This is a genomic window from Duganella sacchari (genome assembly GCF_900143065.1).
Taxonomy (GTDB): Bacteria; Pseudomonadota; Gammaproteobacteria; order Burkholderiales; family Burkholderiaceae_D; genus Rugamonas; species Rugamonas sacchari.
The window spans coordinates 181,026-207,100 of record NZ_FRCX01000005.1 but is presented as its reverse complement, the minus strand read 5'-3'; the positions used below and the strand labels follow the sequence as shown (position 1 = coordinate 207,100).

Below are 26,075 nucleotides of genomic sequence, written 5' to 3'. Positions count from 1 at the left end.
AGCAGCGCCGCGCGGTTTTGCGCTGCTTGTTGGCACATTTTTATTTTTGCATCGCCACTAAACATTCTCTGCAAGCGCAGGACAAGTTGCGAAAGTATGCCTGTATGCCAGGCAGCGTCAATCGCGATCAATGACCTCAAGGGGCAGTGCACATGGTGAACATCGTCAGCGGTAACAACACGGGTTTGAATCAGGCCGGCATGACGCCGTTTGGCGCGCGCGGCACGCTGGGACAGGCCAGCGTGGGTGCAGGCGGTGAACAAGCCTATGTCAACGTTGCCAACGGCAACCTGGTGTTGCAGCACACCGATGCCACTGCCTTCGGCCGCGGTATCGACCTGTCGCTGCTGCGCACCTACAACAGCCAGGGCAAGCTCACCGACGACAACGCCGACGGCTGGTGGATCAATGGCTACCGCCGCCTGGCCAGCCTGACCGGCACCGTCAATACCGCAGGCAGCACGGTGCAGCGCGTCGACAGCGATGGTTCGGTGCTGACCTACACCTATAACGCCACGACCGGCAACTACCAGGCTGCTACCGGATCGGGCCGTTTCGACACGCTGAGCTACAACGCCACCAGCCAGCAGTGGACCTGGACCAATGCCGCGACCCAGAGCAAGGAAGTGTATGGCGCCGGCGGCGCCGGCTGGCGTCTGCTGTCGCAGTCCGATGCGGCCGGCAATACCACCACCTATACCTTTACCGGCAACCTGCTCACCAATATCAAGGACGCCAATGGCGAGTCCATCGAGCTGATCTACAGCGGCACCAACCTGACCCAGGAGCGCATCAAGCAGGCCGACGGCACTTATGTCAGCAACACTTATTACCGTTACGATGCGCAGAACCGGCTGTCGCAGGTGAAGGTGGATCTGAGCCCGTCCGACAATTCGATCGGCGATGGCGCCGTGTATGTCACGAGTTATACCTACGTCGGCACCAGCAACCTGATTGCCAGCGTGACCCAGACCGACGGCAGCCAGCTCAGCATGACCTATGTTACGGTCAACGGTATCAACCGCGTGGCCAGCGTTACCGACAGCCTGGGCCGCGTGACGCAGTTTGCCTACGACGCCACCAACGGCAAGACCACGGTCACCGATCCGCTCGGCAACGCCACGGTCTACCAGTATGACGCGGCGGGGCGCTTCACCAGTATCACGGGCCCCACAGTCGGCGGCCAGGCGGCGCACCTGACCTACCAGTACGACGCGGCCGGCAATCTGATCCGCTCGACCGACGCCCAGAACAACTACACCGCCTGGACTTATGACGCCAAGGGCAATCTGCTGACCCAGACCGATAACCTGGGCAACCGGCTGGAAAACACCTACAGCGCCGCCAACAAGCTGCTGACCAGCACCGTGTACCGCGCCCCGGCGGCCGGCACCACGGGCGCCAGCGCACCGGCCACTACGCGCTTTGTGTATGACGCGCAAAACAATCCGCGCTTTGTGATTACGCCGGAAGGCCGCGTCACCGAGTACCGCTACGACGCTTACGGCCAGCGCATTGCAACCATCGCGTATCCGGCCGCAGCCTATCCGCTGACCGGCCTCACCGCCAGCCAGGCGCCGGCGCTGGTCGCTATGACCACCTGGGCGACGGCGCAGAACCAGGGGCTGACCACGCGCAGCGACTATGTGTTTAACGCCCGTGGCCAGGTCAGCAGCAGCACCAGCTATGCGCTGATGAACACCGATGGCACCGGGCTCAAGAACGGTACCGAGTCGGTGGTCAGCTATGTCTACGATGTCAGTGGCCATTTGCTGTCGACCATCGACGCCAACAAGAAGCAGACCAGCTATGGCTATGATGGCCTGGGCCGTGTGCTGAGCAGCACCGACGCGCTGGGCCATGTCACGGTCAACCAGTATGACGATGCCGACCACATCCTGATCCACCGGCTGGCCAACGGCCGTGTGGACACCACGCTGTTTGACAGCGCCGGCCAGCTGCTGGCGAATATCGCCGGTGGCGCGGCGCGCACCGAGTATCGCTACGACGGCCTGGGGCGCATGATCCTGTCGATCGATCCGACCGGTAACAAGCAGTTCTATGTGTACGATGCGGCCGGCCGCGTGACGGCCCAGGTCGATGGCCGCGGCGATGTCACCCAATACCTGTACAACAGCCTGGGCCAGCGGGTCGAGACGGTGCACCACAGCGTGCCGCTGACCGCGGCCCAGATGGCCACCCTGCTTGGTTCGACCAGCACCGCCGCCACCGTCACGCCGACGGTGCCGCCGAGCGCCGTGCTTAAGTGGAGCAGCGCCACTGCGTACGCGGTGGGTGCGCAGGTGGTCTACGGCGGCAAGGTGTACCAGGCCAAGACCGCCAATACCAATCTCGAGCCGGACGGCGTCAACAGCGCCTGGAGCGAGGTGGCGCTGAGCGGCGCCACGCGTAGCTGGGCGCCGACCGTCACCTATGCGCTCAACGACACCGTGCTGTTCAACGGCGCCGTCTACAAGGCGCTGCGGGTCACCCAGGGCGCGTTGCCCAATACGGCCAGCTCGGCCGACTGGGTGCTGGTCACGGCCGCGCCCAAGCCCGTCTGGAGCGACAAGAGCAGCCTGTGGCCGATCGTGGCGGCTGACCACCTCAGCTTCGATCTGTACGACAAGGCCGGCCGTCTGGCCAAGACGGTGGATGCGATGGGCCACGTGGTGGAGCGCCAGTACGATGGCGCCGGCAACCTGGTGGCGGTGATCGCGCGCGCCACTGCTGTCAGCCTGACCGGCCTCAGCGTCACGTCGCTGCCGGAATCGGTGACGGTCGCGGCCAGCACTGCAGACCGCGCCACCTACAACTACTACGATCTCGACAATCGCCTGGTGCTCAGTGTCGATGGTGAACGCTATGTCACCCAGTACAAATACGACAGCGCCGGCCGCCAGATCGAGACGGTGCGTTACGCCACAGCCGTGCCTGCGACGACGGCTGTGACGCCTGGCACCGCCGCCAGCGCGCTGATCCCGGCCGTCAACAGCGCCGACCAGCACAGCTACGTGCTGTATGACGCCGAAGGCCGGCAGACGGCCATGGTGGATGCCGAGGGCTATCTGACCGAGGTGAGCTACGACGCCAATGGCAACCGCACCGGTGTCAAGCGCTATGGCAACAAGGTCACCGTGGCGGTCACGCCCACCACCACCCTGGCGTCGCTGCGTCCGGCCGCCAACAGCGAAGACCAGACGGTCACCAACACCTTCGACGCCCTGAACCGCATGATCGGCAGCGTCAACGCCGAGGGCGCGATCAGCCAGTATGTGTATGACGTGGCCGGCAACCTGGTTACGGTCACCACGGCCCAGGGCACGGCCGACCAGCGCATCAACGCCCAGCGCTACGACAGCCTGGGACGCCTGACGGCCACGCTGTCGGGCATTGGCGGCGCGCTGCTGGCGCCGGGCCAGACGCCAGCCCAGGTCGATGCCATCTGGGCCCAGTACGGCACCACCTATGCCTATGACGCCGCCGGACGCCGTATCTCCAGCACCGATCCAAACGGCGCCAAGACCCTGTTCTACTATGACCAGAGCGGCAACCTGACCCACACCATCAACGCCCTGGGCGAGGTGCAGGAACGGCGCTACGACGCCTTCAACCAGCTGGTAGCAACGGTGCAGTACGGAAATCGCCTGACCATGCCGAACGCGGCGCTCACGGGCGGCCTGGTGAGCAGCGCGCTGAGTTCGGCGCTGGCGGCCATCGTCAACAACGCCATCGACAGCAAGACCACGGTCGCCTACAACCTCGAGGGCCAGGTCAGCAGCATGACCGATCCGCTTGGCAACCTGTCGGCCTATGCCTATGACGCGTTTGGCGACCGCGTGGTCACCGTCACCGCGCTGAACGGCACCCAGGCGCTGATGCAGAGCGCCAACTTTGACCGTCGCGGCCTGCAGATCAGCACCACGGCCGATGCGTCCGGCGCCAACGTCACCCAGAGCGCCAGCTACGATGCGTTTGGCCGGCTGCTGCGCAGCGTCGACGGCAATGGCAATGTGAGCCAGTTCAGCTATGACCGCCTGGGCCGCAGCGTTACTGCCACCGACCCCACCAGCGCGGTGCGCCGCAGTACCTACGACGCCTTCGGCCGCGTATTGACCCAGACCGACGCACTCGGCAATGTGACCAGCTACGCCTACAACAAGGCCACGCGAAGTATCACCGTTACCACCCCGGAAGGCATCCAGTACACCACCACCCGCACCTTGCAGGGCCAGACCGCGACCGTCAAGGATGGCAACGGCAATACCACTAGCTATGCCTACGACAAGGATGGCAATTTGCTCAGCGCCACCGCGCCGCTGGGGATCACCACCAAATCGGTGTACGACCGCGCCGACCGGCTGATCCAGACCGTGGATGCCAACGGCAAGGCCGTCAATTACAGCTACGATGCGGCCAATCGCCTGCTGAGCCGTACGGTCGATCCGGGTGGCCTGAACCTGGTCACCAGCTTCAGCTACAACGCCAAGGGCCAGCAGATCACCACGACCGACCCGGCTGGTGTGGTAACCCAGTTCGTATATGACCTGAAAGGCCAGCTGAGCAGCGTGGCCGTTGATCCGACCGGCCTCAATGCGATCACGCGCTATACCTATGACGGCCGTGGCAAGCAGCTTACGGTAACCAGCCCCGGTGGTGCGGTGACGCAGTATGTGTACGACGCGCTGGGCCGCCGCACCGAGGAGCATACTGATCCGGCCGGCCTGAACCTGGTGCGCCGCTATACCTACGACAAGGACAGCAATGTCGTGGCGGTGACGGATGCCAACGGCAACGTCACGCGCTATGCCTATGACGCTGACAACCGTCTGGTGTACACCGTCAGCCCGACCGGTTCGGTGCAGAAAAATGCCTACGACGCGAAAGGCCGGCTGACTTCCACCATCGCCTATGCGGCGCCGATGGCGCTGACCGGCCTGGGCAATGTATTGACGGTGGCGCAAATCGCCGCTGCCGTGGCGGTCACCGCCGGCCAGGACGCAGTGCAGTACAGCGTGTACGACAAGAATGACCGCCTGCGCTACACCGTCAACGGCCTGGGTGATGTGACCAGCTATGCGTATGACAGCAATGGCAATGTGATCGACACCATCCGTTACGCCAAACGCATCACCCTGACCAGCTGGACGCCGGGCAGCACGCCGCCGGTGGTGGCGGACGCGGCCCATGACAGCCGTCTGCGCACCGTCTACGATGCCCTCAACCGCGCCGTCTTCAGCCTGGACGGGGTGGGTGCGGTCACTGCCGTCAAGTACGACAACAACGGCAATGTGATCGACAAGGTGTCCTATGCCAAGGCCATCCCGATCAGCACCGCGATGACCAGCGCCGCCATCAGCGCTGCCGTGGCGACCGTTGCCAACGCCTCCACCGACCGCCACCTGAGCGCGGTGTACGATGCGGCCAACCGGGTCACGTACAGCATGGACGGCGTGGGCGCGGTGACCCAGAATCTGTATGACAAGGACGGCCGCCTGGTCAAACAGGTCAGCTATGCCACCGCAGTGGCGGCCGGCGGTGCGCCCGGCTCGGTGGTGGCCAGCGGCAATGACCGCGTCTCGCTGTTTGCCTACGATAACGCCGGCCGCCTGGCCTACCAGGTCAATACCCTGGGCGCCGTGGTGCGTACGGTGTACGACGCCAACGGCAACGTGATCCAGCGCATCGCCTATAGCAAGGCGATTGCGGCGCCGACCACCACCAGCGCGGCGCCAACAGTCGCGTCGTTGGCGGCCGCCGTGGTGGCCGATGCCGCCAACGACCGTTCCAGCTTCCAGACCTACGACGCGGCCGGCCGCCTGGTCTTCAGTATCGATAACCTGGGCGGAGTCAGCGAGATGCGCTATGACGCCCTGGGCCATGTGACGGCCAGGGTCAACTATGCCAACGCCATCGCGATGCCGCTGGCGGCCGGTTTCAACACCACCTCGGTGCGCGCCCTGCTGAAAGCGGATGCCAGCCGCGACCAGCTGTCCCAGCGCGCCTATGATACGGCGGGCCGGCTGGTGTACACGGTGGATGCGTTGGGCTTTGTCCATCGCAATACCTATGACGGCCTGGGCCGTGTCACCGCCGCCACTGTGTATGCCAAGGCGATTGCAACGACAACGGCCAATACGGTGGCTGCCATCGCCGCTGCCGTGGTGGCGGACGCCGCCGATGAAACCACCCAGTACCGCTACGACAATGCGGGCGAGCAGCTGGCGACCATCGACGCGCTGGGCCGCAGCGAAACCTATACCTACGATGGCCTGGGCAACCGCCTCAGCCTGACCAACAAAGCAGGTGCCACCTGGACCTACAGCTACGATGCGGCCGGCAACCTGCTGACCGAAGTTGCGCCGCCGGTCAGTGTCAGCCGCGTCGGCACCGACGCCAACGGCAATCTGGTGGCCGGAGCGGCCACCGCCAACGTCTACATCACGACGGCCATGACGTATGACGCGCTGGGCAATGTCCGCACTCGTACGGAAGCGGCTGGTCAGCCCGAGCAGCGCACCACCGTGTATGTCTACGATGCGCTGGGCCGGCAGACCATGACCATCTTCCCACCGGTGGCCATCTATAACGCGGCGGATAATCCGCTCACCAACGGCGCCACTGGTCCGGCCACGCGCAGCGAAACCACGGTGGCGCTGCAGACCCAGACCTTCTACGACACGCTGGGCAATGCCTATGCCAACCGCGACGTCAGCGGCAATTACAGCTACAAGTCCTATGACCGCCTGGGCCAGGTGGTGTACGACATCGACGCGCTGGGCTTTGTCACGGGCTACCAGCGCAACAGCTTTGGCGACGTCGCCACGCTGACCCGCTACGCCCAGGCGCCGGCGCTGGCGCTGTCCACGGGCGCCGCGCGGCCGGCGGAAAAAGTGGCCAGCGCGCTGGCCGCGCTGCCGCACACGGCCGACCGCAGCCTGGTCAATACCTACGACCAGCTGGGCCGCGTGCTGACCGTGACCGAACCGTCCAGCTGGACCAGCAACGGCGTGCAGGGCGTGCAGGCCGCCAAGGTCACGCGCAATACCTACAACGCGCTGGGCCAGCTGGTGCAGACCTCGGTGCTGGCCGATGCCAGCAGCAATACCTGGGCGCTTACAGCCACCAATTACTACGACCGCGATGGCCAGCTGACGCAGACCGTCAACGCACTGGGCTATGCCACCGGCCGCGCCTATGATGCCGCCGGCAACCTGGTGCGCGTGACCGAGTATGCGACCGCGCGCACCGGCTGGACCCCGGCCAACGCCGCCTTGCCGGCCACCAGCGCCGATGACCGCACGGTGACCTATGCCTATGACCGCATGAACCGGATGGTGTCGCAGACGCGCGTCAACGTCCAGTTCAGCGATGGCACTACCGACGTCGCCAGCGGCACGCGCTCGCGCGGCAATGTCACCACCACCTACGGCTATGATGCGGTGGGCAACCGCACCTGGGTGACCGATGCGCTGGGCTCCACCACCTACACCTATTACGACGTGCTGGGCCGGGTGCGCGCGGTGGCGCTGCCGGTGCGCAGCAGCTCGCTGAGCGGCGCCGCTGTCACGCCGCTGACCGAATTCCTGCGCGATGCGCTGGGCAATGTCACGGTCAAGATCGACTACGCCAACGGCGCCGCCAGCGCCAGCACCACGGCCTACACGGCTGGCGCCGCCAGCGCCGACGACCGCAAGACCCTGGCCCGATACGACAGCCATGGCAATGTGGTGCAGAACAGCGACGCCAACGGCGTCAACCACTTTGCCTCGTACGATGGCAACGGCCATGTGCGCAAGCAGTGGCAGCTAGTGACCGACAACGCCAACAACGCCCGTACGCTGTTTACCGTCTACCAGTACGATGCGCTGGGCCGGCGTACCCTGACCGGCACGCCGGCCAGCACTACCCAGCTCAGCGGCGGCGCCATCAATGTGGTGAGCCAGGCCACGGCCGGACTGGTGCAGGAACAGGTCGAGTACAACGCGTTTGGCGAAATGACGCGCCAGGGCACCAACGGCGGCCGCCAGACCTATTACGACTACGATAATGCCGGCCACCTGTGGCGCACCAACAGCGGTGACGGCGTTGACAAGGTGTTTATCTATAACCTGCAGGGCCAGCAGACCGTCATGCTCAGCAGCGCAGGGCTGGTGAATGGCTTGCGTACGGATGCGCCGCTGCTCAGCTCGGTGGCCGGCAGCCAGCAGGCCGAGCAGCTGGCCGGCCTGCGCCGCACCACCAGCCAGGTTGACCTGCTGGGCCGGGTGCTGACCTTGACCATGCCTGATCGCGGCGGCAGCAAGCCGGCCATCAGTCAGACCTTCGACCGCTGGAACAATGTGCTCACGCGCAGCAATCTGTTTGCGGCCGGCAGCGTCACGGTATTCCAGTACAACGCCGACAACCAGATCATCGTGCAGAAGGAGCCGGACGGCAACGGCGCGCAGAGCGGCAATAGCCCGGTGACGCAAACCTATTTCGACCGCCTGGGCCGCCAGATCGCCCAGCGCGACGCCAACGGCAATGTCAGCACGCGCACTTACGACCGCGCCGGCAACCTGGTGCAGGAAGGCCATGCCGATGGCGGCTTGGTCAGCCATTACTACGACAGCTACGGCCAGCAGACCGGCCTGCGCGACGCCAACGGCAACCTGACCACCTACACGCTGGACCACCTGGGCCGCGTGCTGCAGACGCGCACGGCGGCGGTGGGCAAGTACAGCGTCAACGGCAATGTGCTGAGCGGCGAACAGCAGCAGCTGGTGACGACGTCCAGCTACGACCAGGCCGGCCGCCTGCTGTGGCAGACCTCGCCCAACGGCGAGAAGACCAGCTACGACTACGATTTGCGCGGCAATGTGGTCATGCTGCACCTGCCGATGGGGCAGACCCAGCAGCGCGCCTATGACCTCAGCGGCCGCCTGATCGGCAACCGCGACGCCAACGGCAAGCTCAGCACCTGGACCTACGACAGCTTCGGCCTGCTGACGGCGCGCACCGATATCGGCGGCGCTAGCTACGCCTATGTGTACGATGCAGCACGCCAGCTGACCACGCTGACCAGCACGCGCGGCGAGAGCCTGAGCTACCGCTACGACGGCGCCGGACAGCAGACCGAGGTGTACGACGCCACGCTCAACAAATACGTGCTGACCAGCTACAACCTGGCTGGCCAGAAGACGCGCGAGCAGACCATCCAGAAGGACAAGCGCTACCAGGACAGCTGGATGGCGTACAACGCCCAGGGCCTGCTGGCGCGCGTCGATACGCCCAACGACGGCCTCAGCGTGCTGATGGACTATGACAAGCTGGGCAACCTGCTGCACAAGCAGAGCGTGCAGACCGCGCATGGCGCCAGCGTCGCCAGCCAGAGCATGGTGATCGATGGCGTGACCCACACCGTGACGCAGGAAATTTCCGCCGCTACGGCGCACACCGACAACCTGTGGTACGCGTATGACAGCATGCAGCGCCAGTTGCTGATCGAGGGCGCCGCCGATGGCAACGCCGCCAACCAGGGCAATCTGAATGCCACCCAGGGCCACGGCGAAAGCTACGACAAGAACGGCAACCGCATCAGCGACACCAGCTGGGGCGTGGCACTGGTGGCGCAGATCGTCAACGGCGCCACCACCTATGTGCGGCGCACCGGCCTCATCACGCACTTCTACCAGTACGATGCGGCCAACCGCCTGGTCTCCACCGCAGTGGCCTCGTATGACGGCGCCGGCAACGCCCTGCCGGCCGCGCAGGCCACCGTGGTGGACCAGCGCTATTACGACGGCGACGGCCATTTGGTGCAAAGCGGCGCCGGGCCGCTGATGCCGGCCGCCTACCGCACGGCGCTGGCGCTGACAGCCAATGCCGACCTGGCGGCCGACTACACCACCTCGCAGAAGCGCTACGACGCCAACGGCCGTCTGCTGGCCGAGCATGTCACCGAACTCAATGGCACGCTGCGCTACGACACCACCTACAGCAGCTACGACCAGGCCGGCAATCCGCTGGCCTACAGCACGGTCGATGCCAGCGGCGTGCGTTCGGACATTACGATCACCCTGCAGGCGCTGGATGGCTACAAGCGCCAGGTCATCACCAATGTGCGTACTGCCGCCAACGGCACCAAGACCACCACCAGCACCAGCTACAGCTACGACAAGAACGGCTTCCTGACCGCCACCACGGTCACGCCGGCCACGGGCAGCGCCACGGTGCGCGGCTTCGTCAATGACGCCGACGGCAATGTCCTGCAAAGCCTGGAAAGCGGCAAGACGCTGAACCACCTGCTCAGCGACGGCCACCTGATCGATACCTGGGCCGGCACCTCCAGCGCCACGCCGCAGCAGATCATGGGACTGGCGGCCGGCGCCGGCGGCAAGAGCGGTGCACTGCACGGCGCGCCGGTGGCCACCAACGCCGCCATGGCGCCGCAGGTGGCGCGCGAACGCCTGCTGGCGGCCGCGGCCAGCAACAACGCCTCCGGCCCGCGCGTCAACTACTTCGATGAATCGGGCAATGCGATTGTGTCGGTCAAACCTGGCGATACCCTGCAAAGCCTGGCCCAGGCCGCGTATGGCAATGCCGACCTGTGGTACCTGATCGCCGACGCCAACGGCATTGCCTCGAATGGCGACCTGGCGCAGCTGGGCACGATCAAGATTCCGACCTCGTCCTCGGTCAGCACCACCAATGCGGTCGGCGAAGTCAGCATTGCCAGCACCACCGTCTACCACTCGACGGACGGCAGTGCCAGCGGCATTTCGGAATCCGATTTCTGGAACCTCATCCCGGGCCAGCCGGGCCATGGCGGCGGCGGTTGCGGCGGCCTCGGCAAGGTGCTGGTGGCGGTGGTGGCGGTGGCCGTGGCGGTGGTGGCCGGACCGGTGGTGCTGGGCGCCATGGAAGGCCTGATGGGCGCCGGCCTGGGCGCCACGGTGGCCGCCGGCGCGGTGACCGGTGCGGCGGCCAGCCTGACCTCGCAAGTGGTAGGCGTGGCCATCGGCGAACAGGACAGCATCAACTGGAAGGGCGTGGCGCTGGGCGCGGTCAGCGGCGGCGTTGGCGCCGGCGTCAGTGCGGCCGTGGCGGGCGCGGGCTCGGACAGCCTGCTGGGCAGCCTGGCTGGCCCCGGCACGCTGGAGACGGCGGGGCGCTCCGTGCTCAGCAACGTCGTCACCCAGGGCGTGGAAGTGGCGACCGGCTTGCAGGACCACTTCAGTTGGAGCAGCGTGGCGGCAGCGGGCCTGGGGTCGGCCGCCGGCTCGGTAGTCGGCAATGCCGTCGGCGATGCGCTCAGCGGCAGCGACCTGGGCGAGGTCGGCAAGGTCATCACCAACACCGCCGCAGGCCTGGCCTCGGGCGTCACCTCGGCCATCGTGACCGGCGGCCAGGTGAATATCGGCGCCATCCTCACCGACGCCTTTGGCAATGCACTGGGCAGCTCGGTGGCGGACAGCATCCTCAACAGCGGCAGCGCCGGCAATACCTCCACTGGCAACGGGCCGGGCTTGCCTGACCCGGGCGGCAACGGTATGCCCGATCCGGTGATCGGCAACCAGGCGCCGCAAGAGACCGATCCTTACGAGGACGATCCCTATCATGGCGCGGGCGGCGACGGTGGCGGCGGTGATGTGCCCGACGGCGTTGGCGGCGGGGTTAACGGCAGCAGCGGCGTGGACAATGGCCCAGGCCTGCCCGATGCTTTGCCAGGCGGCGTGTTGCTGACCAACAGCGCTGCGGACTTGCATGCGGCAGGCTTGAACCTGCCGGCCGGTACGCGCTTCCTGGTGCAGCCGGACGGTCTGGACAACAGCGGCGGCATGGCGCTGGACGGCGACAATACGGCTGCGGGCCAGGCGCCGACAAGCTTGCCGCCGGTGGAAGTGATCGGCAAGAAGTACGATCCGGTGCACGACTCCGTCATGTATAGCGGCCCCAACAGCGGTCCCGGCATTACCAGCGGCGACATGCCGAACGGCGGTAGTTACACGGTGTATGCCAACGGCTACAACCTTACCGACGCCAATGGCAACGCGACCTTCATCACGGCGGATACGGGCAACACACTGTTACAGCGTCAGGAGTACGAAAACATCGGCGCCCGTAATTCTTACCTCGCCAGCAAATATGATCCGGAGTCCCTGCTTGACCGGGCGTTGAACCTGTTCACCGGCGCCATGGACGATCCGAGCCGCGTGCTCACCGACCGCGAGCGCGCCGAACACGAAGCGTTGAACAAGGTGCTCTTCTACAACGTCGATGTTGCCGTGAATCCGCAGAAATACTCGCCGTTGCTGCAGGCGCTGGATGCGGCCGCCGGCGGCCCGGCAGGTGCGCTGGCCGTGATGGTTGCGCAAAACACCAACCTGGACCCGGAGAAGCGCGCCTTGCTGATACAGGCCGGGACGGCGGTCGATGGCCTGTCGATGGCGGCGGGCACCACTGCCGGCGCCAGGCTGGACTACACCGGCGCCGCCAGGTCGCCGCAGACGCCGGTCGAGATGGAGGAACAGATCAGCAGGGATTACCTGGATGTGGCCCGCACCGACCGGATGCGGATGGGAACCCGCTTCGAAAAAGTGCAGGGAACGCTGGACAGCTACGTCGATTACGGTGGCCGCGTGGCGACGCAATTGTATATGCGCGCCTACGACAACAATGGTAATCTGCTGCCTGGCAGCGTCAGGCTGGACCAGGTGGGGCTGAGGGCAAATGGCACCTACGATTTTATCGACTACAAGCTGTCGGAGCGGTCGCCGCTGACCGACAATCAGGAAGTACACTATGCAGCGTTTGCCCGTAATGGCGGCGTGATTACCGGCCGGCGCGGCGATGATATTGGCTTGCCAAAAGGCACCGTGGTGCCGCCGCAGCCGATCATTATCCGGCCAGGCCCATTACCCAAGATGCCTTAAAGGTAGAGAGAGCGATGGATAGAATCGAAAAAGCGGTAGCCAAAGCGCTGGTCCCCGTGCTGAAGGCGCAGGGTTTCGAATTGAAGAGCGACTGGGGCAGCTTCGTGCGTCGTCAGCCGTATGGATTCGATGCGTTTGTCGTGGTTAACCAGGGCAGTGCTTCTGGCGAGTATTTTGAAATCAAATGCTATGGTCACATCCATCACGACCGGATCGAAGTGCCCTGGAATTCCTTCGGCTTTGTGCATGGCGAAGACAACCAGCAGCAGACCTGGACGGTGATGCTGTCGCGGCCCGGCAATCTACCGTCCTGGAAAGTTTTTCCGGCGACGCTGGCGGCTGACGCGGCACGCCTGGCGGAAGAGATCGTTCCGTTCTTTGAGCAGAAGGCGCTGCCGTTCTACCAGCGTTTTGCCGATCTCAAGGAGGCGGAAGCGCTTGCCAACACCATCCCGATGGCCGATGGTGCAAAGCTGGCGCCGCTCAGCGTGGGGGGACCGCTCGACCACCAGGCCATGCGCAGCCTGTTGCTGGCCAAGGCCGTCAATCCGGTGCGCTATCCCCAGGTGCGGGAAGCTTTCATCAGCTCGCCCAAGAAGACACTGTTCCCAAGAGATAAATGCTTGCAGATGGTCGCGCGCATCGATGCGATGGAGTCCGTTTAAGGTGGAGACCGCCGCGCCCATGGACGCAGTCAAAGATTACAAGCTCAAGCATCTCAGCCATCCGCGCCTGCCTATGCTGGCGGCGCACCTGCGCGACATTGCGGGCGCCAATCCCCAGCTGTACGACCTGTACACCCAGCGCGAAAAAATGGAGCCCAAGCTGCGCCATACGCGCTCCATGTATTTGGCCTCGCCGCGCATGGAGCCGCACAAGGTCATCAGCCGCACCAGCGATACCGCCAACATTCTGGATTGCGTGCGGACCCGCGTCTACGAGCGCTTTGCGCCTGCCATCGACGAGGTGGTCGAGATCGTGCGCGGCGAGCTGGGCGTGACGCAGATCGGCCGCATCTTCATCACCAAGCTGCTGCCCAGGTCCACCATCGATCCGCATATCGACCAGGGCGAGTACTTCAAGTTCTACCACCGCGTGCACCTGCCATTGCAGACCCAGCCAGGCTGCGCGTTCACGGTGGACGATCACAACGAGGAACTGGTCGAGGGCGATTTGTACGTGCTCAACAATTGCCTCATGCACTCGGTCGCCAATCCGTCCGAGAAGGACCGCGTCCACCTGATACTGGACGTGGCCTGAGCATGCTGGGCCGCACCCTGTTCTCGCCCGCACAGGCGACAGCGGCCGCGCTGTACGAACACAGCATGCTGGTGATACCGGCGCTGTGGCAGCATTGCGAGCGCGACGAACAACTGCTGTACGACTATCACTGCCGCTTCGGCCAGCCATGGGCGCGCGCCGACTACATGCTGACGGGCGAACAGGACGGCCTGCTGGACAGCATCGACCTGACCGCCTATGTCGATGGCAGCTATGCCAAGCTGGCGGGGCCGGCGCAGGAACTGCCGTGGCACAGCGATGTGCCGATCTACCGCGACAAGGGCGTGCAGTGGCCGATCCGCACATTGACGGCGGTGGGTTTGCCATCGCAGCCCGTGACCACCTCGTTCTGCTCCATGTTCGAGGTCTACGACAGCCTCAGCGCCGACGAACGCGCCTTTGCCGAACAGGTGACGCTGCTGTACCACTCCTAGTATGAACCGGGCACCGGCTGGACCGAGATGCCGCTGGTGCAAGCCCATCCTGTCACTGGACGGCGCTTCCTGGCGCTGAACTCCTTCAATCCCGGCAAGCGCAGCGATGGCGTCACCATCCACTGGATACAGGGTGTGCTGGTGGCGGGCGATACGGCGGAACGTTCAGGCGCCGACATCCTGGGCCGCTACAGCGAGCGCATCAAAGACCTGCGCTACCGCCATGACTGGCGCGACGGCGATATGGTGGTGTTCGATAACACCGGCCTGCTGCACCGGCGCGACGGCCTGGCCGACCTGGCGCAGCCGCGCAAATTCTATCGCGCCAATGTGCGCCACGCCTACCAGCGCGGGCTATAGCTTGAACACGCGGCGCAGGAACGCTTGCACGTCGCGCTCCGCTTCACGCGCGGCGCCGGCGTTGCTGCCGATGGTCACGCGGTCGCGCACCGCGCAGCTGCCCAATTTGGCGGCGAACGCGGGATAGTCGCTGAAGGTCTCGCCGCTGGCCAGCAGCTTGTACTTCCAGTTGACCGGATCGACTTCACGGTCGGCGCAGCGGCGGCTGGTCTGCACCATGGCGCCGCGCTGCAGATAGCTCACGGTATTGTCGAAGTCATGGTAGGCGCCGGCATACACATGCAGCTCGACATCCTGCCCGGCCTGCTTCATGGCGTCGGCGTAGGCGATGCAGGCGCGTGGCGGCACATAGTCATCGTTTTCCGCCAGCGCCATCATGATGGGTGCACCGGTCAGCGGCGAAGGCGTGCGCCAGTAGCGCAAGCCGCAACCGGGATAAAACGCGATATGGGCGGCGAAGCGCAGGCCGTTGTCGATCACCCCCTGCCGGAAGGGCTCGATGGCGGTTTCCAGCGCGACGATGCCGCCGCGCGAAAAGCCCATCACGCCGATGCGGCTGGCGTCGATGCGCGGATCGCTGGCCAGGAGCTTCAGCGCCGACAGGGCGTCGGCGTCGTTGGCCGACTGGTCCAGCACCGACTGGTCATCGTCGCTGCGGCTGATGCTGCGCGGCTTGAAGGAATCGACGGCAAAGGTGGCGATGCCCATGCGGTTCAGCAGCGGCACCCAGCGCTGCGCATCTTTCTCCTGCACCCCGGCCGAACCATGCGCAATCACCATGGCCGGGTAGGGCGCATGGCCATGACGCGGCAGCGACAGCGTGCCCCACACCACGGTGGATGCATAGCGCCGGTGCGCCAGGTTGTAGCGGCTGCTCGGCGTCACGCTGCGAAAGCGGATCACCCCTTCCGGCTGCGCGGACAGGTCATCGTAGACCTGCTGCGCGCGTGCCCGCGCGGCGGCCAGCAGGAGCAGGGTCGAGACAGCTGTCCAGAACAGGGAGGCACGCAGTTTCATAGGCGGATGGCTGGAAAGGATTGGTCGGGGCGAGTTGTACGTGGACTCCACGACTACGCCGAATAGTTCTTGCTGATATGGACTAAGCGCTGTGCAGATACTTGCCAAATCGTTGGGTGGTACGCACGGTCTCATCTGGGGACCGCAAACAACCGTTCTGGCACTGCGCGCCCCGTGAAAGTGCCAGCAAAGCATACATGTTAGAATGGGCTATCTACCGTGCGAAGACTTGATCTCTTAGTCTCGCGATGGTATACAGGCACTAATCTTTCTTTCTCTTAGGAGGTGTAATGAAAATCAAGGAACCTAACATCTAAGGCAGCATGTGTTTGGCTGCTGCGAAGACCCGCCTAATGGCGGGTCTTTTGCTTTTCAGGAACTAATCAGCAATGTCCGGATCAGGCAATGCTGAACTGACCGCATAAGCTTTCGGTTGCTGCAATTCGGGTAAAAGGATTTTGAAGTCTTTCTCATCTAGAACATCCGTCCAGCTCATTGTTCCCGTAGCTAATCCCTGTCTTACAATTTCGAGGGCTTGTTGTTTATCGTTGATCTTTCCGCCAACAGGGTCAGGTTTCGCGAAGCGAATAGCCAAGAGACACGCCAGGTTGTAATCCCGGTCGGATAACTTGCGAGGGTTATGTCGAACTGAGCGTTTAGCCCACTCGACGGCTGCATCGATGGCGTCCGCGCGCAAAGCAATGACGCCCATCAGGGCCGCGATGTATGACACGACCCTTTCCACGTTGAAGTTACTTTTCGCGTGAATTGACTCTTCCGTATTTTCTTTAACGCCTCCGATGGTTGCATTGCCGCTGGACACTGTTCTTTTGCGCCGTAACTCGTCAGCCTTTTTATAGAAAGCCTCTCCCTCCTCAAGGGCTGTTCTTGCTTTCTCAATTAGGCCGGGCTTACCACTATCGTAATGGGCCTGAATACTCCGGTTTGTATTTTGCAAAAAGGCAACATCGATTAAAAGCCCTTCCATTTCTTGCAGATCCGAAAGCGCACCTTCTGCTTCCGCTAAATTCGTCTTCGACACCTTTAGTGTCTCCTCAAATTCTTTTTTGACGTTGGTAATTGCGCGGACTTCAGTCACACCAATAAATCCGCCCACTGCGAGGATGGCGCCAACAATCGACCCAGCAATTTTCACGATGTCGAGCAAATTTTGCTCATTGGCTTTAGATGATTCGATTGCAGCTCTCGCCGTCTGCGATACTTGATCGAAATACCCATTTGGGATCAATGAATACCCTGCAGGCACCGGAGAGGCCATTGGTAGAGGATTACCTGAAGGCGGTGCCACGGAGGGAGCAGGCGCGGTAGGTGTGGCGCCGCCCCCTGCCACCTGTTGTTGCGGCGTGGAACTCACTGCAGTTTGGTTAGCAGAAGCAGTTTGACCCGCTAACCATAGTACGGTGAAAAGCATTGCAGCAAATCTGGCCTTCATTTCCCCCCCCTTGTTTGGTAGTGAACTCGGTGGACCAATTGTACATTGCATTATTCACAAAATTGCGCCTCGAATTGCTGGTGCCGCTGACGATCACAGTTGAGCTTCATCGCAGCTCTTCCCAAGCGTGGAAAAAGGTGGGGGTACTTGGGGGACTTGGGATTTGTCACGCAGGTTTCGATCAGCATATCCCTTGAGCAAAAAGAGTATTGCTGGTCGGGGCGAGAGGATTCGAACCTCCGGTCTCTACGTCCCGAACGTAGCGCTTTACCGGACTAAGCTACGCCCCGACTGTTGTAATAATTAAAACAGAATTTCGCATCCTTTTCAACCGAGCACAAGTAGTTGATGTACCTCTTCCGCTGGTTGTGGCACTATTTTTCCCTGACCATTTCTGGAGGAGTTATCGATGCGTATTCATCCTGCTTTGACCACTATCGCTGCCGCGTGTTTCGCTACCTGCGCGTCGGCCGCGCCGTCCCTAGTTGCCGTTCAGTGCGGCCAGCTGCTCGACACGCAGACCGGCAAGCTGCTGGGGGAGACGACGGTGGTCATCGATGGCAAGCGCATTACGCAAGTCAGCGCCGGCCGTCAGGCGCCTGCTGGCGCCACGATCATCAGCCTGGCTGGCCAGACTTGCCTGCCGGGCCTGATCGACAGCCACACCCACCTGACCGGCCAGACCAGCCCGACCGGCTACTCCGACCAGTTCCGCTGGAATATCGCCGACTACGCCATCCGTTCCACCAACTACGCGCGCGTGACGCTGCTGGCTGGCTTTACCACGGTGCGTAATCTGGGCGATGCGGCCAATACCTCGATCTCGCTGCGCAATGCGATCAACGCCGGCGTGATTCCCGGCCCGCGTATTTTCACGGCGGGCAAAGCGGTGGGCTCCACTGGCGGCCATGCGGACGATTCCGATGGCTACCGCGCCGACCTGATGACCGACTACGGTCCCAAGGACGGCATCATCAACGGCACGGCCGATGCGTGGAAGGCGGTACGCCAGCACTACAAGGATGGCGCGGATGTCATCAAGATCATGCCGTCCGGCGGCGTGCTCGATGAAAGCAAGAGCGCGGACAATGCGCAGATGACGGTCGAGGAAATCAAGGCGGTCGTCGCTGCCGCGCACGATTACGAAATGACGGTGGCCGCACACGCGCACGGTGCCGAGGCGATCCGCCGCGCCGTCATCGGCGGCGTCGATTCGATCGAGCACGGCACCTATATGAACGATGAAGACATGAAGCTGATGAAGGAACATGGCACTTACTACGTGCCGACCATCATCGCCGGCAAATACGTTGAAGGCAAAGCCAAGGTGCCGGGCTACTTCCCGCCGCAAGTGGCCGTGAAGGCTGCGGCGATCGGTCCGCTGATCCAGGGCACGGCAGGCCGCGCCTACAAGGCTGGCGTGAAGATCGCCTTTGGCACCGACGCCGCCGTGTATCCGCACGGTGAAAACGCCAAGGAGTTCGGCTACATGGTGGAGGCGGGCATGCCGCCGCTGGCGGCGATACAGGCGGCGACCACGCATGCGGCCGCGCTGCTCAAGCAGGACAAGGATCTGGGCAGCATCAGCGCTGGCAAGTTTGCCGACCTGGTGGCGGTGCCGGGCAACCCGCTCAGCGACATCAATCTGATGACCAAGGTCAGCTTCGTGATGAAAGAGGGCGTGGTCTACAAGCAGAACGATCAGCCGCTGCCGTTTGTCGCCGCAGTCAACGAGGGAATCGCGCCCAAGGACGTCGATTACGGCCTGTAGCGGGTATGCACGCGGTTGAAGGAAAGTTGTCTTTGTGGCTTCTTTCCAACGCCTTGGCAAACTTCTTGCTTTGCAAAAAGATCAATGTGGTTAATATAAACAATTAGCCCGAATTGCATCAATTTGGAGCAGCCAAGGAGAACACCGCACATGGATATCCGCCGCAAACTCATCGCCACCGCCGTCCTGACGGCATTCAGCGCCCCAGCGTGGGCGCAACAGCCGCAGCCGTCGGACGAGATCGAAGTCGTCAAGGTGACCGCGCAGAAGCGCAAGGAAGACCCGGCCAAGGTCGCCATGAGCATCAGCGCGGTCACGGGCGCCCAGCTGCAGTCCGAGCATGTGCGCGACATTACCGACCTCACGCGCGTGGTGCCGAATATCTCCTTCACGGCGGCCAGCGGCAATGGCGGTGCGGGACCGGGCACCTCCAACGTGGAGATACGCGGCATCAGCTCGACGGCGGGGGCGGCCACGGTGGGTATCTACCTGGGCGATACGCCGGTCACGGTAGGTAACGTCTACACCATGGGGAATATCGAGCCGCGCTTCTTCGATATTGACCGCGTGGAAGTGCTGCGTGGTCCGCAGGCGACCTTGTACGGCGCCAGTTCCATGGGCGGCACCATCAAGTTCGTGCCGAATGAACCGGACCTGAAAGAGCGCGAGTTCACCACCTACACTGAAGGTTCCAACACCAGGGGCGGCAGCGCGAACTATGCGGCCAATGTGGTGGCCAACTTCCCGCTGATCCCCGAGGAGCTGGCGCTGCGCATCGGCGTGCAGGCGCAGCAGACGGGCGGCTTTATCAACCAGGTGGATGGCAACGGCAAAGTCATCGCCAGTAACATCAACAAGATCAACGACCAGGAATTCCGCGCGGCGCTCAAGTGGCGGCCGACGCGTTCTCTGACGGTGACGCCGTCGGTCTACTATCAGCGCATCGATGCCAAGGATATCGGCGCATTCAATCTGGACCTGCCGCTGTACCAGGCGCAGAAGCAGGTGCGCGAGCCGTCCATCGACAAGCTGCTGGCGCCCAGCGTGACGGTCAACTGGGACCTCGGCGAGTTTGACCTGACCTCGGCCACCAGCTACTTCCAGCGCAAGTTCGACCGCACCCAGAACGGTTCGGCATACAACAGCTATTCGCTATCGACCTTTCTGACATCGACCGAGGATGGCGGCAAGGCGCCGCCGGAACTGATTGCGGCGGTTGCCGGCTTGCCGTCGGCGGTGTATCTGAATAACCAGGTGCGGCAGGTGGCGCAGGAATTCCGTCTGGCTTCGCATCCGTATGACGAGAAAGTGTCACCGTGGACCTGGCTGGCGGGTACCTATTTTTCGCGCCAGCATACCAACATCATCGAGAACGATCCTATCTTTGGCGTGACGGATACGTTTAAACAGTACGGCTTCGATATCGCCGATCCTGACCTGCTGCCCGATGCGAAACCGGGCCAGTTCCCGAACGATAACTCGTTTGCGGGCGCCTTCCATTATCGCGAAAAGCAGGCCTCGATCTTCGGCGAACTGAATTACTATTTCTCGCCGACGGTGCATGCCACGGTTGGTGCACGCTATCTGAGGGCGAATACCACGCTGGAGCAGCGCAACGGTAATTACCTGGCCGGCGCCGGCAATAACAGCAGTGCCGAAACCAGCTCCAAGGCGTTCACGCCGAAGTACGCGTTGACGTGGGAGGTCAATCCCACCAACACCGTTTATACCAGCGTGGCGAAAGGCTTCCGTCTGGGCGGCGCCAATATCTATGTGCCGCCGACCACCTGCGGTCCGGATCTGGAAAAGAACGGCATCACGGCAGGCCCGCCAGCGTATTCCCCGGACAGCTTGTGGAGCTATGAGCTGGGCAGTAAATCGCGCTTCCTCAACAACCGCGTATCGGTGAATGCGGACGTGTTCTATGTGAAGTGGAAGAACATCCAGCAGGGCGTGTACCTGCCGACCTGCGCCTACACCTACAACGCCAATGCAGGCGACGCCACCACCAGAGGCTTTGAGTTCGACATCAAGGCCAAGCCACTGCCTGGCCTGACGCTGAGCGCATCCGGCGGCTACGTGAAAGCCGAACTGTCGAACGATATCGGCATCGACAACGGTGTGGTGGGCGCGGTGGCGGGTGCGCAGATCCAGGGTGTACCGAAATATAACGCCGCGGTCAACGCGACCTACAACTTCTCCGCGTGGGAACGGCCGTCGTTTGTGATGGCGGGCATGCAGTGGGTAGGCGCCAGCAAAGGCTCGCTGGACCCGACGCAGACCGACCACGATCGTCCGGCCTATCACACCACCGATTTCAGCGCGGGCATGACGTTTGGCAGCTACGCCTTCACCGCGTTCGTAAAGAATGCGTTTGATACCGACACCATCATCCAGCATCCGCAGGTGGCGTCGATCGTGCAGGGCTATCGCCTGGCGCCGCGCAGCATCGGCGTGAGCCTGGCGACCAAGTTTTAAGCCATAATGCTGCCTTTGGAATTGAGTACAAGGGCAGCATCATGAGCATCACCATCTATCACAACACCGCTTGCGGCACCTCGCGCAAAACGCTGGAAGCCATTCGCGCCAGCGGCGTCGAGCCGGAGATCGTTGACTACGTCAAGAACCCGCCATCGCGCGCGGCCCTGCAGGCGATGATCGCCAAGGCCGGCATCACCGTGCGCCAGGCCATGCGCAACAAGGGCGACCTGTATGTGGAGCTGGGTCTCGCTGACGCCGCGCTGCCGGACGAGGCGCTGCTGGATGCGATGATGGCGCATCCGATCCTGATCGAACGTCCATTCGTGGTGACGGACAAGGGCGTGCGCCTGTGCCGTCCGTCAGAACTGGTGCAGGACATTCTCTGACCATGTTGAATCCGCGTCCGGTGGTGCAGGCGGCGGTCATCGAGGATGGCCGTTACTGCCTGGTGGTGGACGACTTCCTCGCCGAGCCGCACAAAATGGTGGCGTATGCCGTCGCGCAGCGCGAGGCCTTCCGCGCGGCGCCCATCAACTGCTACCCCGGCATCGAACAGCCGTTACCGGCGGAATTCGACCAGGCGATGGCGGCGTTCTTCAACGCCCATCTGGCGCCCGCGTTTGGCGCGATGCAGGCGCTGGGCCTCAACACCCGCATGTCCATCGTCACACTCAAGCCGGAAGAGCTGATGCCGCAGCAGCGCATCTGCCACCGCGACGCGCGCGAATCTGCACCCGGCGAGGGCGCGGCGGCAGCGGTGCTGTACCTGTTCGAAGACGCGCGCATGGGCGGCACCAGCTTCTACCGGCCGCGCCGGCATCCCTTGGAAATCGACCACCTGCTGCACCAGGCGCGGCACATGGAAAACGACGCCTTCAGCCGCGTGATCGGCGCCGCGCCGCAGTACTACAACGGCGACGCCCACTACTTCGAAAAGCTGGGCAGCGTGCCCGCCAAGTGGAACCGCGCCATCTTCTACGACGCCACCATCTTCCACAGCGGCCAGATCGGCGCGCCAGAACTGCTGAGCGCCGATCCTGCCACCGGCCGCCTCACCATCAACGCCTTCATCCGCTACCGCTAATCCGGGGTCAGGTCCGTCATTTCTACACGGGCTCAGCCCTTGTCGTCTGCTACGGTTGAGTTCGTGTAGAAATGACGGACCTGACCCCGGAGTTAGGGCAGCAATGAAAAACGGCGCCGCAGCGCCGTTCTGTTTTAGTGGTTGCGGTGCACCGAGAAGTGCGCCAGCTGGAGTAGCGATTCCTTGTAGACGCTGTCCGGCAGGTCGGCAATCGCTTCGGCTGCGCGCCGGGCGGCAATCACGGCCTGTTCGCGCGTGTAGTCCAGCGCGCCGCTGCTGGTGATGGCGGCCAGGATGGTGTCGAAGTGCTGCTCGTCGCCCTGTTCGATGCAGGAACGAACCAGCTCGCGCTGTTCGGCCGTGCCGTTTTCCATCAGATAGATCAGCGGCAGCGTCGGTTTGCCTTCGCGCAGGTCGTCGCCGACGTTTTTGCCGATTTCGCTGGCGTCGCCCGCGTAATCCAGCACGTCGTCGATGAGCTGGAAGGCGGTGCCCAGCGAGCGGCCGTATTCGCCAGCGGCGGCGATCTGGGCGTCGTTGGCGCCCGCCACCAGGGCACCCAGCTCGGCCGCCGCTTCAAACAGCTTGGCAGTCTTGGAGCGGATCACTTGCAGGTAGCGTTCTTGCGTGACGTCCGGGTCGTGCATGTTCAGCAACTGCAGCACTTCGCCTTCGGCAATCACGTTGGTGGCGTCCGACAGAATCTGCATCACGCGCATATTGTTCAGGCTGACCATCATCTGGAACGCGCGCGAATACAGGAAGTCGCCGACCAGTACCGAGGCGGCATTGCCGAACAGGGCGTTGGCAGTGGCGCGGCCACGGCGCAGCGACGATTCGTCGACCACGTCGTCGTGCAGCAGGGTGGCGGTGTGGATGAATTCAACCACGGCAGCCAGTTCGTGGTGGGCGCTGCCCTGGTACGAATAAGCGTTGGCTACCAGCAGCACCAGTACCGGACGGATGCGTTTGCCGCCCGCGCTGATGATGTATTCCGCAATCTGATTAACAAGGCTGACCTCGGAATGCAGGCGTTGACGGATCACCGCGTTGACCGCGTCCATGTCGGCGGCAATGGTGTGGGTGATGTTGTTTTGGGTGGCGTTTGGGTTGGCGGCAGACAAGACGAACCTGTGCAGTTAGACTATTGGTGCCGGGATTATACGCCATGCCCCCGCCTCTAGGGGCGCCAGCCCCTGTTTCGTGCAACTAGATTGTTGTATTGCTAATCATGTCAGGCGGGAAAATTGATTGACATACCACGCTCTCGGCCATTTGTGTATAGTTTTTGACGCAAATTCCGTTCCTGTGTATAATCTGCGGTTCCCCGGTTTGTCCGGGGGATTTTTCCAACATTTGAAGAGGTTTCAAATCATGTACGCGGTCATAAAAACCGGCGGCAAACAATATAAAGTTGCTGCAGGCGAAAAACTCAAAGTAGAACAGATACCGGCAGACATTGGTTCCGAAATCACCATTGACCAAGTCCTCGCCGTTGGCGCGGGCGAAAGCATCAAGTTCGGTGCTCCGCTGGTTGAAGGTGCCAAGGTTCTGGTAACTGTTGTTTCCCACGGTCGTCACGATAAGGTGAAGATCTTCAAGATGCGTCGTCGTAAGCACTACCAGAAGCATCAGGGTCACCGTCAGAACTACACCGAAATCCAAGTTGTTTCGATCAACGCCTAATCGCGTATCGACACTTTTTTAGTCAAGGAGCTTTAGCATGGCACACAAAAAAGGCGGCGGCACTACGCGAAATGGTCGTGACTCAGAATCAAAACGCCTGGGCGTTAAGGTTTACGGCGGCCAAACCATCAATGCAGGCGGCATCATCATTCGTCAACGCGGCACCCCAGTGCGCGCCGGCGAAGGTGTAGGCACCGGCAAAGACCACACCCTGTTCGCTCTGGTGGACGGCGTGGTCAAGTTCGTGAAAAAAGGTGAAGGCTCGAAGCAGTTCGTCACCGTAGTAGCAGCGTAATTTACGCTCCGGCCTACCCGTTAGGCCGTTTGTAAGGCGCAAGCCTTCAATCGAAAGGCTCTGCCCATGGTGGAGCCTTTTAGTTTTATGGCGGTACATTATGAAGTTTATCGACGAAGCAAGAATTGAAGTGATCGGTGGCGACGGCGGCAATGGCTGCTCTTCGTTTTGCCGTGAAAAATTCCGCCCGTTCGGCGGCCCTGACGGCGGCGACGGCGGCAAAGGGGGCTCGATCTGGGCCATAGCGGACCGTAACATCAATACCTTGGTCGATTTCCGCTTCTCCAAAATGCACCGCGCCGGTAACGGCGAAGCGGGCCGTGGCGCTGACTGCTATGGCCGCGGCGCTGATGACATGCACCTGCGCATGCCGCTGGGCACCCTGATTATCGATGACGTCTCCGGCGAAATCCTGGCGGACCTGAGCGAACACGGTCAGCTGGAACTGCTGGCCAAGGGCGGCGAGGGCGGCTGGGGCAACATCCACTTCAAGACCTCGACCAACCGCGCACCGCGCCAGAAGACGCCCGGCAAGGAAGGCGAACACCGCGTCCTGCGCCTGGAACTGAAGGTGCTGGCGGACGTCGGTCTGCTGGGTATGCCGAACGCCGGCAAGTCGACCTTCATTACCGCCGTGTCGAACGCGCGGCCGAAGATCGCTGACTATCCATTTACCACGCTGCACCCGAACCTGGGCGTGGTCCGTGTCTCGCACGAGAAGAGCTTTGTGATCGCCGACATTCCTGGCTTGATCGAAGGCGCTGCCGAAGGTGCGGGCCTGGGTCACCAGTTCCTGCGTCACCTGTCGCGTACCGGTCTGCTGCTGCACATCGTCGACCTGGCGCCGTTCGAGGCGACCGTGGACCCGGTCAAGGAAGCCAAGGCGCTGGTCAATGAACTGAAAAAGTACGACGAAGAGCTGGTCGACAAGCCACGCTGGCTGGTGCTGAACAAGCTGGACATGGTGCCGGAAGAAGAGCGCGCCAAGAAGGTCAAGGACTTCGTCAAGAAGTTCGGCTTCAAAGGCCCGGTATTCGAGATCTCTGCGCTGAGCCACGACGGCACGCAGGAACTGGTTAACGCCATCCAGAAGCATCTGGAAGAAACCCGCCACGTCGAGCAGCGCGCGGAAGAAACCCATATGACGGAAGAGGCGCGCGCGATTTCGTCGATCGATCCGGACGATCCGCGCTTCAAGATCATCGACTAAGTACTCGACTCCCCACCGCATCACCGGCATAATCAGTTATCAGCTGATTATGCCTTTCCATCTCGGCGCCCGTTCTGCCTACCGCA

At 62.7% G+C, this 26,075-nt stretch carries 14 protein-coding genes, 1 tRNA gene and 1 pseudogene; 12 read left to right on the top strand and 4 right to left on the bottom strand.

The window, feature by feature from the left end; genetic code table 11:
• The first annotated feature begins 152 nt into the window (after window positions 1-152).
• Genes BUA36_RS31200 through BUA36_RS12405 form a run of 5 tightly spaced genes read left to right on the top strand, consistent with a single transcriptional unit; the run spans window position 153 to window position 14,992 of the window.
• Window positions 153-12,917 carry a DUF6531 domain-containing protein gene (locus tag BUA36_RS31200; protein WP_072784918.1) on the top strand — a complete coding sequence of 4,255 codons (12,765 nt, stop codon included), beginning with the start codon at window positions 153-155 and terminating at the stop codon, window positions 12,915-12,917.
• Between the two features lie 14 nt (window positions 12,918-12,931).
• Complete coding sequence (locus BUA36_RS30715) at window positions 12,932-13,582, top strand: hypothetical protein (RefSeq protein WP_072784916.1); 651 nt, start codon at window positions 12,932-12,934, stop codon at window positions 13,580-13,582.
• Between the two features lie 19 nt (window positions 13,583-13,601).
• On the top strand, window positions 13,602-14,177 hold the full coding sequence (locus tag BUA36_RS12415) for an aspartyl/asparaginyl beta-hydroxylase domain-containing protein (RefSeq protein ID WP_167544285.1): 576 nt from the start codon (window positions 13,602-13,604) through the stop codon (window positions 14,175-14,177).
• Window positions 14,178-14,179: 2 nt separating this feature from the next.
• A complete protein-coding gene (locus BUA36_RS12410) occupies window positions 14,180-14,632 on the top strand; it encodes a TauD/TfdA dioxygenase family protein (protein ID WP_072784911.1) in 453 nt (150 codons plus the stop codon).
• A gap of 27 nt (window positions 14,633-14,659) precedes the next feature.
• On the top strand, window positions 14,660-14,992 hold the full coding sequence (locus BUA36_RS12405; RefSeq protein ID WP_072784909.1) for a TauD/TfdA family dioxygenase: 333 nt from the start codon (window positions 14,660-14,662) through the stop codon (window positions 14,990-14,992).
• Here BUA36_RS12405 and BUA36_RS12400 read toward each other — a convergent pair.
• The 3 genes from BUA36_RS12400 to BUA36_RS12390 all read right to left on the bottom strand — a co-directional run bounded on the left by BUA36_RS12400 (window position 14,987) and on the right by BUA36_RS12390 (window position 17,752).
• Entirely contained in the window at window positions 14,987-16,009 is a 1,023-nt protein-coding gene (locus BUA36_RS12400) for a dienelactone hydrolase family protein (RefSeq protein ID WP_072784907.1), read from the bottom strand. The two genes, BUA36_RS12405 and BUA36_RS12400, sit on opposite strands and share 6 nt — an antisense overlap.
• 379 nt (window positions 16,010-16,388) lie before the next feature.
• Window positions 16,389-17,462, bottom strand: a complete 1,074-nt coding sequence (locus tag BUA36_RS12395; protein WP_139260515.1) for a hypothetical protein — start codon at window positions 17,460-17,462, stop codon at window positions 16,389-16,391.
• Window positions 17,463-17,675: 213 nt separating this feature from the next.
• Window positions 17,676-17,752: transfer RNA gene (locus BUA36_RS12390), tRNA-Pro, on the bottom strand.
• 119 nt (window positions 17,753-17,871) lie between these two features.
• Between BUA36_RS12390 and BUA36_RS12385 the strand changes: the two genes are divergently transcribed.
• The 4 genes and pseudogenes from BUA36_RS12385 (at window position 17,872) to BUA36_RS12370 (ending at window position 22,798) form a co-directional block, all read left to right on the top strand.
• Entirely contained in the window at window positions 17,872-19,233 is a 1,362-nt protein-coding gene (locus tag BUA36_RS12385) for a metal-dependent hydrolase family protein (RefSeq protein WP_084560123.1), read from the top strand.
• A gap of 150 nt (window positions 19,234-19,383) precedes the next feature.
• On the top strand, window positions 19,384-21,711 hold the full coding sequence (locus BUA36_RS12380) for a TonB-dependent receptor (protein ID WP_072784903.1): 2,328 nt from the start codon (window positions 19,384-19,386) through the stop codon (window positions 21,709-21,711).
• 41 nt (window positions 21,712-21,752) lie between these two features.
• Window positions 21,753-22,097, top strand: a pseudogene (arsC, locus tag BUA36_RS12375) (arsenate reductase (glutaredoxin)); the annotation flags it as partial.
• A 5-nt stretch (window positions 22,098-22,102) separates the two neighbouring features.
• Window positions 22,103-22,798 (top strand): DUF6445 family protein, encoded by a 696-nt coding sequence (locus BUA36_RS12370; protein ID WP_072784899.1) that lies wholly within the window; start codon window positions 22,103-22,105, stop codon window positions 22,796-22,798.
• 134 nt (window positions 22,799-22,932) lie between these two features.
• Here the strand turns inward: BUA36_RS12370 and ispB are convergent, their stop codons facing one another.
• Window positions 22,933-23,922 (bottom strand): octaprenyl diphosphate synthase, encoded by a 990-nt coding sequence (ispB, locus tag BUA36_RS12365; protein WP_072784894.1) that lies wholly within the window; start codon window positions 23,920-23,922, stop codon window positions 22,933-22,935.
• A 250-nt stretch (window positions 23,923-24,172) separates the two neighbouring features.
• Here ispB and rplU point away from each other — a divergent pair, with 250 nt between their 5' ends.
• The 3 genes from rplU to obgE all read left to right on the top strand — a co-directional run bounded on the left by rplU (window position 24,173) and on the right by obgE (window position 25,989).
• Window positions 24,173-24,484 carry a 50S ribosomal protein L21 gene (gene rplU / locus BUA36_RS12360; protein WP_072784892.1) on the top strand — a complete coding sequence of 104 codons (312 nt, stop codon included), beginning with the start codon at window positions 24,173-24,175 and terminating at the stop codon, window positions 24,482-24,484.
• Window positions 24,485-24,521: 37 nt separating this feature from the next.
• Complete coding sequence (gene rpmA / locus BUA36_RS12355) at window positions 24,522-24,779, top strand: 50S ribosomal protein L27 (protein ID WP_072784890.1); 258 nt, start codon at window positions 24,522-24,524, stop codon at window positions 24,777-24,779.
• Between the two features lie 100 nt (window positions 24,780-24,879).
• Complete coding sequence (obgE, locus tag BUA36_RS12350; protein ID WP_072784888.1) at window positions 24,880-25,989, top strand: GTPase ObgE; 1,110 nt, start codon at window positions 24,880-24,882, stop codon at window positions 25,987-25,989.
• The last annotated feature ends 86 nt before the right edge of the window (window positions 25,990-26,075 follow it).